This is a genomic window from Marinicella sediminis, assembly GCF_002000055.1.
Lineage (GTDB): Bacteria > Pseudomonadota > Gammaproteobacteria > Xanthomonadales > Marinicellaceae > Marinicella > Marinicella sediminis.
The window spans coordinates 407713-420884 of record NZ_MVBD01000001.1 but is presented as its reverse complement, the minus strand read 5'-3'; the positions used below and the strand labels follow the sequence as shown (position 1 = coordinate 420884).

The following is a 13172-nucleotide window of genomic DNA, read 5'->3' as shown; positions in this document are numbered from 1 at the left end:
CATCTTAAATATCTGACACGAGAGTTATGACACAAACTGCAGAAAAATTTGAATTTCAGGCGGAAGTCAATCAGGTTCTCGACCTGGTGATTCATTCGCTGTACTCCAACAAAGAAATCTTTTTACGTGAACTGATTTCCAATGCTTCTGACGCCTGCGATAAATTGCGTTTTGAAGCCATCAAAAACCCTGCACTGCTGGGTGATGAACTGACCATCAAAGTGGACTTTGACAGTGAGGCCAAAACCATCACCATCAGTGACAATGGCATTGGCATGACGCGTGATGAAGTGATCAGCAACATTGGCACCATCGCCAATTCAGGCACCAAAAAATACCTTGAATCCATCGCCAAAAAAGACCGTGGTGAGGCCAATCTGATTGGTCAGTTCGGCGTCGGCTTTTATGCATCATTCATCGTCGCCAAAGAAGTTGAGCTGCGCACCCGGAAAGCCGGTGAAGATGAGGCGGTCTGCTGGAAATCAGACGGCAAAAATGCGTTCACCCTGGAACCGGTTGACAAAGCCGGACAAGGCACTGAAATCATCCTTCATTTACGTGATGAGGAAGCTGAATTCGCCGATAATTTCCGCCTCAGAAGTCTGATCAAAAAATACTCAGAGCATGTGGCATTCCCAATCAAAATGCTGGAAGTCACTTACCCCGAGAAAGACGATGAGGGCAACGAAATCCCAGCCAAAACACCAGAATATGAGGTGGTCAACGACGCCACCGCACTGTGGAAAAAAGCCCCGGCTGATGTCAGCGATGAAGATTATCAAGCCTTTTACAAGCAAATCAGCAATGACTTCAATGAAGCGGCTTTCTGGACACATAACCACATTGAGGGCACCCAAAGTTACAGCAACCTCTTATACGTACCACAGAAATCACCCTTTGGCATGTTCCAGAACCCTGAAGATCGTGAGGGTCTGAAACTGTTCATCAAACGGGTTTTTATCATGGATGCGGCCAAAGAACTGCTGCCTAATTACCTGCGTTTTGTCAAAGGCGTGGTGGACTCCAATGACCTGCCCCTGAATGTGTCCCGTGAAATTTTACAAGACAACCCGTTACTGAAAAAAATCAAGTCTGGATTGGTTAAGCGAGTACTGGGCCTGTTGAAGAAACAATCCCTGGATACCGAGGCCTATGCCAACTTCTGGAAAGAATTTGGCGATACCTTGAAAGAAGGCGTGGTTGAAGATTTTGCCAACCGTGAAGCGGTATTGAAACTCTTGCGTTTTGCGTCCACCCACAACAGTGATGACACAGAAAATGTATCATTGGAAGATTACCTGAGTCGCCTGCAGGACAAACAAGAAAAAATCTATTACATCACCGGCGAATCACATGAGGCGGTAAAAAATTCCCCACACCTGGAACTGTTCAGAAAAGAAGGCGTTGAGGTATTGTTGATGCACAGCCGCATAGATGAATGGATGATGGGGCATGTGCAGGAATTTGATGGCAAGAAATTTCAATCCGTGGCCAAAGGTAAACTGGATTTGGGCAAAAAAGAGGATGAATCAAAGAATGAACCCTCAGAAGCCGATAAAACCTTCCTTGAAAAAATCAAGAAACACCTCGAAGCCCATGTCAGTGATGTCACGGCCTCAAGCCGATTGGTTGATTCAGCCAGCTGTCTGGTCATGGATGAAGACGCCATGGCCATTCACATGCAAAAACTCATGGAACAGGCAGGACAATCCATGCCAGGTCAGTTGCCGGCTCTGGAAGTCAACCTTGACCACCCGTTGGTACAGCACATCGAGCACATTGACAATGAGGATCATTTCAAGCAATGGTCTGAGTTGTTGTTTGAGCAAGCCTTGCTGGCCGAAGGCGGTCAATTGAAAAACCCCGCTGATCATGTGCATAAAATGAATCAGCTGATGCTGGACATCCTGAAATAAGCGGACATGTCATGCAACGAAAAAAGGGCCTCAAACGGCCCTTTTTTTTTGGTAACAACGGCTTATTTTTTCAGCGTCAATACCAACCCAAGGACTGCCGACACAGCACCTCCTATCAGGTAATACATGGTTTTGTCAGTGTATCTGCCGGTCACGGCTTCCGCGATTTCTTCGGTGGGTGATTCGGTGGCATTTAAGCCAAAGAATATCAATATTGCCCCGGTTACCAGCAGTATAATGCCGATTAATTGATTGGTTTTCATTCATTTTTCTCCTTCTCGTTGATTGAAAAACCCGGTCATTGATCCAGGTCTTCGTCGTTGTCATTAACGACTTTTTTGGCTTCAAAGCCAATCCTCAGGATGAGGAAGTTCAGTATGGCAATCAGTAAAGCTATCTCAAACCTTTGCCAGGCAACAGCCATGCCAATGGCACCGGTGTTCCAGATACTGGCGGCGTTTGCCAGCCCGGTAATTTTGGAATCATCATTGGACTTGAGTATCGCACCTCCGCCAATGAAACCGATTCCAGTCACAATCCCAGCCATGTACTTACCAATGCCATCCGTGCCACCGAGTACATCCAGCGCCAAAAGCGTATATGAACAAGTGGCCACAGCAACCAGGGGATAGGTACGCAGGCCAGCTCCCTGAGAGCGGGTTTCCCGGTTGTAAGCAATGGGCAGTGAGAACAACAAGGCGACACAAATCAAAATCAGATTTTTACTCACCAATTGCCAATTGATCAGGTCACCAAAGTGATTATTCAGATATTCAATCATAAAATACAGTTATGCTCAGATCAGGCCGCTTTGGCAGACTGCCGGTGCTTAAGCATGGCCGACAGGTATTCATTGCCCAATGTGGACGCCCTTTCATCACTCATTATCTTTTTGACAACCGGAAAATAGTCCTGTTCTTCTTCTGCCAGGTGATGTTTGATTGAATGCGCAAGCTCTTTGGCGTATTTCAACCAGGCTGATGAGCTGGGATCTGTGTTTTCCAGCTGACCAACCAACTCATCCAGTTCGTGGTGTTCAGCGATGCCATGTCTGGCGTGATCCTGGGTGGCGTCAATTTTGATCAAAGGAACATAAAAATACCGCTCTTCTGCATCGGCATGAGCCATGAGTTCTTTCTTAAGTTGATTAAATGTCTCGCGGCGTTCAGCTGAGTCACCTGAAGTTTGTATCAACTTGTCTGCCAACTGACGCTGGATGTGGTGGTCCTGTTCAATGGAATCAAAAATATTCAAGTTGCCTCCTGTAAATGTTTAAAAATCAATATGTTAACGATTTCACCATGAAGCGGATGTGAAGATTCATTAAGGGTCATTTAACAATTGTTTGATTTTCACACATTTTACACCCTGAATGATTATGATTATTATCATCATTAACTGACTTGTGAGAATCATGAAAAAATACTTGTTGATGGCTTCCCTGACAGCCTTGTCCCCAACCCTGATGGCCGCTGATGTGTGTGAAGGTTTCGGACCACAAACACCCCGAGACATTGACAGCCATGCAGGTACCAACAACCGCATATTTGCCCTGGCTGATGATTATCAGAACATGAACTTGTGTAACATTCATTTTCATGTGAATGCCGAACACAAAGCCAGCGACTTCGCCATTCTTGCTAAAACCAGTGATGGGCAACCCAATGGCTATCAATGCAGCATGAGTCAAAACCTGAGCAAAGCTGAATTGAAAACACCGGCCAAAAACATGTGTCAGGGTGTAAAACCTGGTGACACCATAGAAATGCATTGGGTTCACAGTTCTTGTGATGTATCACCCGGCGAGGGCCTCGGCTCTTGCCTGAGCGAATCATGCGCCAACCCTACCTTGCGGGTAGAAACGCAGGTGTTTACCCTGGTCAATGACAGCAACGCCCTGAGTTTTGACGAATTGCGCTACGGCGGGGCTTTACAAAGTGATGATTACCACCAGGCTAAAAACATTCCCAACAACACCGGTACCCCGGTGGTATTTGCCGGCTCAACCACCGGCCCAAGCTACACAGAACAAAGCTGTTCTCCTTTACAAGTGACCTGGAGCGTAAGACCACAATGCGCCAAACTGGACATCAACAGTTTGAGTGATTGGTGTGAAAACAATCCATTCAATGAGTCCAAAGCTCATGGTGTTCGCGAACTGGTCACCAACCCGGCCTTGCTTTCTGAAATTTCATCTCAATAAACCTCGAAATCTAAGCTGAAGCAAGCACAGCCCGATGTTCCCATCGGGCTGTTTTTGTTTGACAGCCTCTTTAAACAACAATTGGGCAGATGCTGTAGGTGCGACCAGGTCTATTGTGGTTGTGCTACAATCGAAAGAAACAGCGATCGACAGCTGTGTTAAAGGGGAATCTTTATGCTATTCAATTCGTTGACGTTCATCGTCTTCTTTGCGATTGTGCTGCTGTTGCACCACCTGCCGTTTTCCTGGCGGGCGAAAAAAAGAAACCTGCTGATCGCCAGCTATTTGTTTTACGCTGCCTGGAATCCACCATTCATCATTCTGATCTGGTTATCGACCCTGGTCGACTGGCATGTGGCCCATCAAATGCACCGCACAGAACACCAGGCCAGGCGCAAACGTTTGTTGCTGATCAGCATCATGGTTAATCTGGGTATTCTGGGGTATTTCAAATACGGTGATTTTTTGCTGCAAAACTGGCAATCATTGATGGCCACCATGGGCATCGATTATGTGGTTCCAGAATGGAGCATCATTCTGCCGGTCGGTATATCTTTCTATACCTTCCAGACCATGGCCTATTCCCTGGATGTGTACTTCAAACGAGCTGAACCCAGTAAGCACTTCCTTGATTTCGCCTTATTTGTGACTTTCTTTCCACAACTGGTGGCGGGTCCGATTGTGCGTCCAACCCACTTAATTCCACAATTTGAAACCGTCCGTAAAGCCAGCAAAAAGATGCTGATCTGGGGCCTTGGCCTGATGACCCTTGGCTTGTTTCAAAAAGTGGTGATTGCCGATGGTATTCTGGCCACCATTGCCGATGACGTTTATGGTGCCAGGGATGCAGTCACCACACTGGATGCCTGGTTGGGCACCTTTGCTTTTGCCGGGCAGATTTTTTCTGACTTTGCCGGGTACTCCACCACAGCCATTGGCATTGCGCTGACGCTGGGCTTTTCTTTACCCAGTAACTTCAATTACCCGTATGCGGCCATCGGCTTTTCTGATTTCTGGCGGCGTTGGCACATTTCTTTGTCAACCTGGCTGAGGGACTACCTGTACATTCCCCTGGGAGGTAACCGCCAAGGACCGGTGCGCACCAACATCAATCTGATGCTGACCATGTTGCTGGGAGGACTGTGGCATGGAGCCAGCTGGACCTTCGTGGTTTGGGGTGGGTTGCATGGCATTTATCTGGCGATGGAACGAAAATGCAAAAACGCTTGGGGACAGGCCGACTGGGTTAAAAAACGACTGGTTCAATTGCTGTTGGGCCTGCTGACTTATCTACTGATCAACATCACCTGGGTATTTTTTCGAGCCCAATCGTTCCCACAGGCATTTGGCCTGATCAAATCCATGTTTGGTATGAACGGTGATGGAAAGCCTGTGCTGGCAACCATCTATATCATCGAAGTATCCGTGGTCACCCTGGTCATGTTATGGGTCCACTGGCGGATGCGCAACACCAGCCTTGAAACTGTGGTGGCACGCACACCATGGCCGCTGCTGGGACTCATCTGGGGAACCATGTTGTTTCTCATCATCATCACACAGGGGAGCGGCGATGCCTTCATCTACTTCCAATTCTGATTACTACTTTCATGAAAACCGACCCATACCGGAAGGTAACTGGTCCGCTACCCTGATGCTGGCATTGGCCCTGTTCATCGCCGGGCTGCTGGCCTGGGAATACAATGCGAGGGTAATCTGGGGCTATGAACCGGAAGCCTACATTGACAACAATGGCCTGTGGGCCATACAACGAAGCATGGTTGATCACAGTGATGAACAGTCCGTGGTCATCATCGGTGCCAGCCGCATCCTGTTTGACTTTGATCTGGATACTTTTGAGACTGCAACCGGTGTGCGACCTATACAACTGGCGCTGGCCGGCACCAATCCCCAACCCATACTGGCCGATCTGGCCGCTGATCAAGATTTCAAAGGGTTATTGCTGGTGGGTATCACCCCAGGTAGTTTTTTCCGTGAACGAGGCGGTTTGTCAGCAGATGCCCCGGAATACTATGCCAATGAGAGTCCAAGTCAGTGGTTGGGCCAGCAGTTGAGCATGCTCATCGAGCCCCACTTGTCATTCTATGATCAAAGCAATTGGCCATTGTTCACCCTGATCGAACGCCTTGAATTGCCTAACCGCGAAGGTGTATTTGATCCGCGAATGGGGGTTTGGAAAATAGCTCAATCAGACCGGGACCGGGACACCAAAATGTTCTGGAAGGTCGAACAACAGCCTGAATATCAGCACCATGCACAAATGACCTGGCGGGGTTTTATGAAAATGGGAGACTTGCGTGGACCTGCTCCATTTGACATTGATACCTATCTGGCAGGTGTGGTCAATGACGTGAAGACCATCCGCGCCAGGGGTGGTGAAGTGGTGTTCATAAGACCACCTTCCAGTGGTGACTACCGGCCACGGGAAAACCGCTTACAGCCCAGAGAAACGCACTGGGACCGCCTGTTGAAAGAAACCGATTCGATCGGTCTCCATTTCGAAGACCATGAATCGCTACAAGGGTTCCGCATTCCTGAATGGTCTCACCTGCATTCTGCAGATGCACCGGCATACACAGCTGCACTGATACCCCTCATTCATCAACAATTACTGGCGGCCGGTAAAACAGGATTATACTGATGAGTGAACAACAATACATGGCAACAGTGGCCACCTTTGATGCCGCCGCCGATGCATACCTGGCACATTTTAAAGATTATGCGCCTTACCAGCCATCATACGACGCGTTCCTGGCCGCACTTCAACCGCAACAGTATTCGCTGCTGGAAGTGGGTTGTGGTCCTGGCCAGGTCAGCCATTACTTGTTAAAACGCTGTCCGGACCTCGACATTATGGGCATTGATTTGGCACCCAACATGATCAAACTGGCCAAAGAACTGAACCCCAATGCTCAATTTGTGGTCATGGATGCCCGGCAAATCAATGATCTAAAACAGCGATTTGATGCCATTTTCTGCGGCTTTTGCCTGCCTTATCTGAATCCAGCTGATGCCAGGCAATGGCTGTCTGATGTATCAGAAAAGCTGCATCCCAATGGGCTGTTGTACCTGAGCCTGACCACCGGACCGTCTGATCAGGTTATCAAACAAACATCCAAACGTTCAGCCGGCGCGGTGTATCAATACCACCATGACCTGCCGGAACTGAAACAGCACTTGTCAAAGCTTGGGCTCAAAATTCAATGTATCGAAACCATGCCTCACACCCACCATGAGCAATCTGTGACTGATGTATATTTGTTGGCCCGACAGACAGCTCAGTCTTCTTGATGATGCCGTTTGACACGGTGAGTTTCAGCCAACCTGACCAACCCAAAGATGATTGTGGCCAGGGGGACCAGGCCGGTACCCGGCAGGGTACAATAAACCACTGTCAGGGTAATAAGCACACATTGACCTGTGATGCCAAATCGATAAACCCTGGCCAGCCACCAGCCCAGCAAGCCGCCAATCACCGGGCCCAGGTATAAACCAACCGGTCCAAAAGTCGCCAAATCAACCAGGTCCAGTAAAACGCCTCCAGCCAATGGTCCGAAAGAACGGAGCAAGCGTTCTGCGGGGCCCATTTCACGGACTTGTCCGGGGTCTTTCAAGGTGTCATCAGATGTATTTTGCGTTTGTTTTTCCATGGCTGTTCATAAAATTGGTGAAATCAATCTGGCCAGTTTTTCCACAAAAATCTTGACCGCTGACCTGGACTCCCAGGCATTTACATTGAGTTGCTTGGCTCGTGTACAATCCCTGGCAAATGAATCCCGCAACTGCTCAGCAAATGAATGATCGTAAATCATCACATTGACCTCAAAATTCAATTCAAAACTGCGTTCATCAAAATTGGCAGTACCCATGACACTCAGGTAGCCGTCGATGACCATGGTCTTGGCATGGATAAAACCGTTGGTGTACTTATAAAACTCAACACCCACCTCAAGTAATTCATAATAATATGATTGGGCGGCGGCATTGACCACCCAGTTATCTGAGTTATGGGGCACCAGAACCTTAACCGTCACCCCGCTGAGTACCGCAATTTTCAGTGCCTTGGTCATTGCCGGATTTGGCAGAAAATATGGTGTGGTGATTAATATTTCATCTCTGGCAGCATGAATGGCCTGTAACATGGCAAACAGAATGGTCGGTTGCGGTGAATCAGGACCACTGGACAACACCTGTATCAGTTTCTGATCACCAGATTCCGGCAATTGGCCGTCTACACCCAAGGTGTCATCGATGGCAACCTGTTGACTGGTACAAAAATTCCAGTCATTGATAAAAATGCTTTGTAAGTATGCCACCGCCTGTCCTTTTATTCGCAGGTGCGAATCACGCCAGAATGGTTGATTATCTGAAGCGCCTTCTGTCAATTCATTGTGATATTCATTACCCACATTGATACCACCTATATAGGCAATTTGTCCATCAATCACCACAATCTTCCGATGATTGCGGTAGTTCAGACGATCGGTAAAGGCAAACAAACTGAGCTCAGAAAAAGGCCAGGCTTCAATGCCATGAGCACGCATCCGTTTCAACACCGACTGGTTCAGTCCGAGACTGCCATAATCATCATAAATAAAGCGCACTGTGACACCCTCTTTGACCTTGCAGATCAAAGCTTGTAACAGTTCATTACCCACCTGATCAAAGCGGAAAATGTAATACTCCAGGTGTATACTCTGGGTGGCGGCCTGAATGTCTTTGAGCAACCGGGGGAATTTTTCCTCGCCATTTTCCAACAATGTCACCTGATTGTATGCCGTCAGCCGCGAGCAGCCATCTCGGACAATCATTTCGGTGAGACCGGAAAAAGGATGCAAAGCCTCCGGAAGTTCCATGTTGCCACCCTTGGTCTCATCTGGGAACAGCGACAGGTAATGTTCCAGTGATTTTTGGTCACTGCTCAGTTTCTGCTGGTAAATTTTTCGCTTTCTGCGCTTTACCCCAAAAATAAAATACAAACCCACACCCACCACTGGAAAAACATAAATGGTGAACAGCCAGGCCGATGCCCTGGAGCTGATGGTGTACTGATGAATGATCTGCACCGTCACATACAGCACCACACCCCAATAAACGGCATAAGTCAGGGTAAACCAGTTAATAGTCATGATCTGTTTGCAGCGCTGTATTCATCACAATGATTATAAGCCATGTTTCATGAAATCTCAGTTAACATCTGATGATCGGTGGGCAATGCCGATTATCTGCTATGATGCAAACCATGAATACCATCAGTACACACCCCTATGATGCCCTGACCCCTGAACAGGTGCTGAGTGCAGTCGAGCAATGCGGCCACTTCACCACAGGCAGTCTGTACGCCCTGAACAGTTTTGAAAATCGGGTGTATCAGGTGGGAATTACTGATCAGGCAGACCCCTTGATCGTTAAATTTTATCGGCCAGGCCGATGGCAGGCTGCTCAAATCAGGGAAGAACATGCATTCAGTCAACAAGCCGCAGAAGTGGATATTCCGGTGGTGTTGCCATTGGCTGACGTGACTGGTCAGACGCTGCACCAATATGACGAATTTTTATTTGCCTTATTTCCCCGCAAGGGTGGCCATGCGCCGGAGCTTGATCATCAGGACAACCTGGCCATTATGGGCCGTACCCTGGCCCGTTTGCATCTGGTCGGTGCACAGCAGCCATTCCAACACCGTCCGACATTGGATGCCACCTCCTTTGGACACGCGTCCATTGAATTTGTCAGTGAACAATTCATCCCCCTGGAATTCAGGCGGCCTTACCTGACAATTTGTCAGTCCATCATGGAGCACATCGATGAACGGTTACAAAACACCCAACCAATCCGCGTACATGGCGATTTACACGTGGGCAATATCTTGTGGCGCGATGAAGTGCCTCACCTGGTGGACTTTGATGATTCGCGAATGGCGCCGGCTATTCAGGACATCTGGATGCTGCTATCGGGTCATCAAGATGATCAGCAACGTCAGCTGGATAAAATCATTACGGCTTATCAGGAGTTCAGGGATTTTCCATTCAAAGAACTGAAACTCATGGAATCACTGCGCACCTTGCGCATGATTCACCACACCGCCTGGCTGGCCCGGCGTTGGGATGATCCGGCTTTTCCTCCGGCTTTTCCGTGGTTTGATACACACCAGTTCTGGGAACAACACATCGCAGACCTGCAAACCCAGCTGCAGCAGCTGGACCGTGTAAGTCCTGGCCTGAGTTGATATAATTCATTCATGAATAAGCCATTAAGTTGCGGTGCACAAGATCAACTGGAAGCCGCCATCATTCAACGCCGTCGGTTGTCGATCACTTGCCGTGATGCCGCCGGCGAGGAACATGACCATGTCAATGTACTGCCGGTTGATATCGGCAGCCATGACGGTCATGAATGCCTGACCATCCTGACTTCAGACAATGCAGGTGGCATCTTAAAAATACAGCTGAATACGGCTGACATCATCGCTTTTCAGGCCCGTGATCTGATGGACCCAACCATTAGACACCCATAATCCCCTCCCCTGATACAAAGGAAGTCGTTGTTCATTTACTGGAGGATTGGTTAGAATGTTGTGCTTTGACCTGACCCTTGCCCATGAAGATCCTGAAAAAAATCATCTGTTACCTGTGTTTGTTGACATCCATCCAGCTTCATGCAGACATCAGTTACCACATTGAAGTCACTGATCCGGCTCACCACCTGGCTACAGTGAGCATAGAATTTCCAAATGTCACCACCAAAACCCTGGAAGTTAAATTACCGGTCTGGCGTTCTGGGCGCTATGAAATTCTGAATCTGAGCAAAGCGATCAGCGACTTTACGGCAGAGCATGGCAATGGATCCCCAATCAATTGGATTAAAACCAATAAAAACACCTGGAAACTCATGCTGAACCAGCCTGGGCCGGTGACCGTCCGCTATCAGGTCTATGCCAACACCCTGCGTTACCGGGTGGCTCACATCGATCCAACTCATGCTTTTCTGGATGCCAGTGGCGTGTTTATGTTTTCCCCGGCATTCCGTGAACAGCCTCTGACAGTTGAATTAAAGGTACCCAAAGACTGGCGCTCCAGATCTGGCATGACTCAAACTGGTTTTCACAGTTTCAGGGCCGATGATTACGACATACTGGTGGATTCACCCATTGAAAGCGGTCTGCACCAGTTCCTGAGTTTTAGGGTGGATGACCAGACTTATGAAATTGTCATCTGGGGTGAAGGCAATCATGACATCTATGATCTGCAAAAACACATCACCGCCCTGCATCATGTGGGCAAGGAATTGTGGGGCAATCTGCCATTTGAACGATATGTATACATGTACCATGCCGGTGATGGCATCCGTGGCGCCACCGAACACCTGAACTCCACCATCATTCAGCAGGATCGCTTTAACTTCAAACCACGGGCATCGTATCTGAAAGTTTTGGCCACCACCGCACATGAATTTGTCCATACCTGGAACGTCAAAGCATACCGGCCGGCCGGCATTGCACCTTATGATTACAGTCAGGAAAACTATTCTGACCTGTTTTGGATGGCTGAAGGCATCACCAGCTATTATGACGACCTGTTCCTGATGCGCGCAGGAATCTACACGCCAGAAGAATACCTGGACAAACTGGCTACAGACATCAAATCACACCTGAAGAAACCCGGCAGACACGTTGAATCATTACAGCAAACCAGCTTTGACACCTGGCTGAAAGACAATACCCAGAGAACCCACAATGCTTCTGTGAGTATCTATCTGGAGGGCAGCCTGACCGCCTGGTTACTGGACCAGCGCATCAGACAACTGACCGACAACAGATTCAGCCTGGATGAATTACAACGACGCCTTTATCAGGACCATCACAACAGCAATCAGGGCTACACCACCCGCGATGTGTTGACTGTCCTCAAAGACATCACCGGCCAGGACATGCAGAAATTTTGGTCAACCCATGTTGAGGGCACGGGTGACATTGACTTTGATGAATTGCTGGCCTTTTACGGCCTACACAAAGTCAACACAGCAAGTGACAGTGAACCAGCAAGCTGGATGGGGGCTGAACTGGAAACCCAAGGCGGGTTGTTGCAGGTCAAAACCGTTGACCGCGATGGTCCGGCCTGGCTGGCTGGCCTGACCGCCGGTGATCAACTGATAGCCATCAATGACTTGCGACTGGATGAGAAAAACTGGTCTCAACGGGTCAGCGAACTGTCCATCGGCCAAAGTCATGAGGTTCATTATTTTTCTGCCGGTCGGCTGCGAACCACCACCCTGACACCAGCCAGTGATCCCCATCCTGACTTCAGCATTGAACCGGTAAAAAAACCCACCCGCGAACAACAACGGCGCTTCAAAGCCTGGACCGGTCAGTCTCTGTCAGACCTCACAGACTGATGGTCTTCCCAGGGTAATTCACCGGCCTGTTGGTATGTGGAATCCTTGAGCAGTTCGCGCATCGCGGCTATAGTCAAATAGACGGCATCACGGTTGTATCTATTCACCCCTGCCCTGACCGCCAGACCTGGGTCCATGTATAACTCATAACTGACATGAGTCACTCCGGCAGATACTTCGGTCAGCAGCCAGCTGGCTGAAAATGAATGGAGTCGTTCAACCCGGCGGTTTTTGGAGGGGTGTTGATCCGCCTGGTTGATGACCTGAATCAACCACTGGCGGGTGCCAGGTAAATAAACCCATTCAGTGCGAAAAACCACATCACGGTCTTTGAACCATAATGGTCCCTCAAAGACCATCCGCAGCAGATCACCAGGCAGTTCTTGAGCCGATAAACAACCATATAGCCACTGCGAACAAGCAGACAGATCACGCAACAAGGCCATCACGGCAGCCGGACTGACATTCAACCGCACCAGCCCGAGGGTGTGCCATTGCCTGAACTGAGGATGCCGGTGTTGCTGATAAACCTGAATACCGGTTTCATCGACCCGTAACTTCCAGTCATCCGCCGGTAACATGTCCGGCCACAACAGCAGACCGATGATCATCCAGCAATGGTGATGATGTTTTTTCATTTAATG

14 protein-coding genes are annotated in these 13172 nt (G+C 48.8%); 8 read left to right on the top strand and 6 right to left on the bottom strand.

Going from position 1 to position 13172, the window contains the following annotated elements; genetic code table 11:
* Nucleotides 1-26: 26 nt before the first annotated feature.
* Nucleotides 27-1916 (top strand): molecular chaperone HtpG, encoded by a 1890-nt coding sequence (gene htpG / locus B0475_RS02020; RefSeq protein WP_077409737.1) that lies wholly within the window; start codon nt 27-29, stop codon nt 1914-1916.
* Between the two features lie 62 nt (nt 1917-1978).
* On the opposite strand, the gene B0475_RS02015 is transcribed toward htpG, so the two are convergent.
* Genes B0475_RS02015 through B0475_RS02005 form a run of 3 tightly spaced genes read right to left on the bottom strand, consistent with a single transcriptional unit; the run spans nt 1979 to nt 3170 of the window.
* Entirely contained in the window at nt 1979-2179 is a 201-nt protein-coding gene (locus tag B0475_RS02015) for a DUF3185 family protein (protein WP_077409736.1), read from the bottom strand.
* A gap of 35 nt (nt 2180-2214) precedes the next feature.
* The gene (locus B0475_RS02010) at nt 2215-2697 is read right to left on the bottom strand and encodes an MgtC/SapB family protein (protein ID WP_077409735.1); all 483 of its coding nucleotides are present in this window, start codon (nt 2695-2697) and stop codon (nt 2215-2217) included.
* A 20-nt stretch (nt 2698-2717) separates the two neighbouring features.
* Nucleotides 2718-3170 (bottom strand): hemerythrin domain-containing protein, encoded by a 453-nt coding sequence (locus B0475_RS02005; RefSeq protein WP_077409734.1) that lies wholly within the window; start codon nt 3168-3170, stop codon nt 2718-2720.
* 160 nt (nt 3171-3330) lie between these two features.
* On the opposite strand from B0475_RS02005, the gene B0475_RS02000 reads away from it, so the two are divergent.
* The 4 genes from B0475_RS02000 (at nt 3331) to B0475_RS01985 (ending at nt 7428) form a co-directional block, all read left to right on the top strand.
* On the top strand, nt 3331-4119 hold the full coding sequence (locus tag B0475_RS02000) for a delta-class carbonic anhydrase (protein WP_077409733.1): 789 nt from the start codon (nt 3331-3333) through the stop codon (nt 4117-4119).
* Nucleotides 4120-4293: 174 nt separating this feature from the next.
* Nucleotides 4294-5715: an MBOAT family O-acyltransferase gene (locus B0475_RS01995; RefSeq protein ID WP_077409732.1), complete on the top strand. Its 1422-nt coding sequence runs from the start codon at nt 4294-4296 to the stop codon at nt 5713-5715.
* The gene (locus B0475_RS01990; RefSeq protein ID WP_077409731.1) at nt 5690-6778 is read left to right on the top strand and encodes a hypothetical protein; all 1089 of its coding nucleotides are present in this window, start codon (nt 5690-5692) and stop codon (nt 6776-6778) included. The genes B0475_RS01995 and B0475_RS01990 overlap by 26 nt, the downstream gene beginning before the upstream one ends.
* Entirely contained in the window at nt 6778-7428 is a 651-nt protein-coding gene (locus tag B0475_RS01985) for a class I SAM-dependent methyltransferase (RefSeq protein WP_077409730.1), read from the top strand. Before B0475_RS01990 ends, B0475_RS01985 begins: the two co-directional genes overlap by 1 nt.
* Here B0475_RS01985 and B0475_RS01980 read toward each other — a convergent pair.
* Nucleotides 7416-7787 carry a hypothetical protein gene (locus tag B0475_RS01980; RefSeq protein ID WP_077409729.1) on the bottom strand — a complete coding sequence of 124 codons (372 nt, stop codon included), beginning with the start codon at nt 7785-7787 and terminating at the stop codon, nt 7416-7418. The two genes, B0475_RS01985 and B0475_RS01980, sit on opposite strands and share 13 nt — an antisense overlap.
* Before the next feature lie 6 nt (nt 7788-7793).
* The gene (gene cls / locus B0475_RS01975; protein ID WP_077409728.1) at nt 7794-9266 is read right to left on the bottom strand and encodes a cardiolipin synthase; all 1473 of its coding nucleotides are present in this window, start codon (nt 9264-9266) and stop codon (nt 7794-7796) included.
* 113 nt (nt 9267-9379) lie between these two features.
* Here cls and B0475_RS01970 point away from each other — a divergent pair, with 113 nt between their 5' ends.
* From B0475_RS01970 to B0475_RS01960, 3 genes are all read left to right on the top strand, one after another.
* Nucleotides 9380-10363: a serine/threonine protein kinase gene (locus B0475_RS01970; RefSeq protein ID WP_109862334.1), complete on the top strand. Its 984-nt coding sequence runs from the start codon at nt 9380-9382 to the stop codon at nt 10361-10363.
* Nucleotides 10364-10375: 12 nt separating this feature from the next.
* Complete coding sequence (locus B0475_RS01965; protein ID WP_077409726.1) at nt 10376-10651, top strand: hypothetical protein; 276 nt, start codon at nt 10376-10378, stop codon at nt 10649-10651.
* Between the two features lie 83 nt (nt 10652-10734).
* Nucleotides 10735-12528, top strand: coding sequence for a M61 family metallopeptidase (locus B0475_RS01960; protein ID WP_077409725.1), 1794 nt, complete (start codon nt 10735-10737; stop codon nt 12526-12528).
* On the opposite strand, the gene B0475_RS01955 is transcribed toward B0475_RS01960, so the two are convergent.
* On the bottom strand, nt 12501-13166 hold the full coding sequence (locus tag B0475_RS01955) for an SRPBCC family protein (protein WP_077409724.1): 666 nt from the start codon (nt 13164-13166) through the stop codon (nt 12501-12503). The genes B0475_RS01960 and B0475_RS01955 overlap by 28 nt on opposite strands.
* Between the last annotated feature and the right edge of the window lie 6 nt (nt 13167-13172).

Coding starts and splice junctions, on each gene's coding strand:
- B0475_RS01955 (WP_077409724.1), bottom strand. CDS start 13,166: ATGAAAAAACATCATCACCATTGCTGGATGATCATCGGTCTGCTGTTG.
- htpG (WP_077409737.1), top strand. CDS start 27: ATGACACAAACTGCAGAAAAATTTGAATTTCAGGCGGAAGTCAATCAG.
- B0475_RS02010 (WP_077409735.1), bottom strand. CDS start 2,697: ATGATTGAATATCTGAATAATCACTTTGGTGACCTGATCAATTGGCAA.
- B0475_RS02000 (WP_077409733.1), top strand. CDS start 3,331: ATGAAAAAATACTTGTTGATGGCTTCCCTGACAGCCTTGTCCCCAACC.
- B0475_RS01960 (WP_077409725.1), top strand. CDS start 10,735: ATGAAGATCCTGAAAAAAATCATCTGTTACCTGTGTTTGTTGACATCC.
- B0475_RS02015 (WP_077409736.1), bottom strand. CDS start 2,179: ATGAAAACCAATCAATTAATCGGCATTATACTGCTGGTAACCGGGGCA.
- B0475_RS01995 (WP_077409732.1), top strand. CDS start 4,294: ATGCTATTCAATTCGTTGACGTTCATCGTCTTCTTTGCGATTGTGCTG.
- B0475_RS01985 (WP_077409730.1), top strand. CDS start 6,778: ATGAGTGAACAACAATACATGGCAACAGTGGCCACCTTTGATGCCGCC.
- B0475_RS01990 (WP_077409731.1), top strand. CDS start 5,690: ATGCCTTCATCTACTTCCAATTCTGATTACTACTTTCATGAAAACCGA.
- B0475_RS01965 (WP_077409726.1), top strand. CDS start 10,376: ATGAATAAGCCATTAAGTTGCGGTGCACAAGATCAACTGGAAGCCGCC.
- cls (WP_077409728.1), bottom strand. CDS start 9,266: ATGACTATTAACTGGTTTACCCTGACTTATGCCGTTTATTGGGGTGTG.
- B0475_RS01970 (WP_109862334.1), top strand. CDS start 9,380: ATGAATACCATCAGTACACACCCCTATGATGCCCTGACCCCTGAACAG.
- B0475_RS01980 (WP_077409729.1), bottom strand. CDS start 7,787: ATGGAAAAACAAACGCAAAATACATCTGATGACACCTTGAAAGACCCC.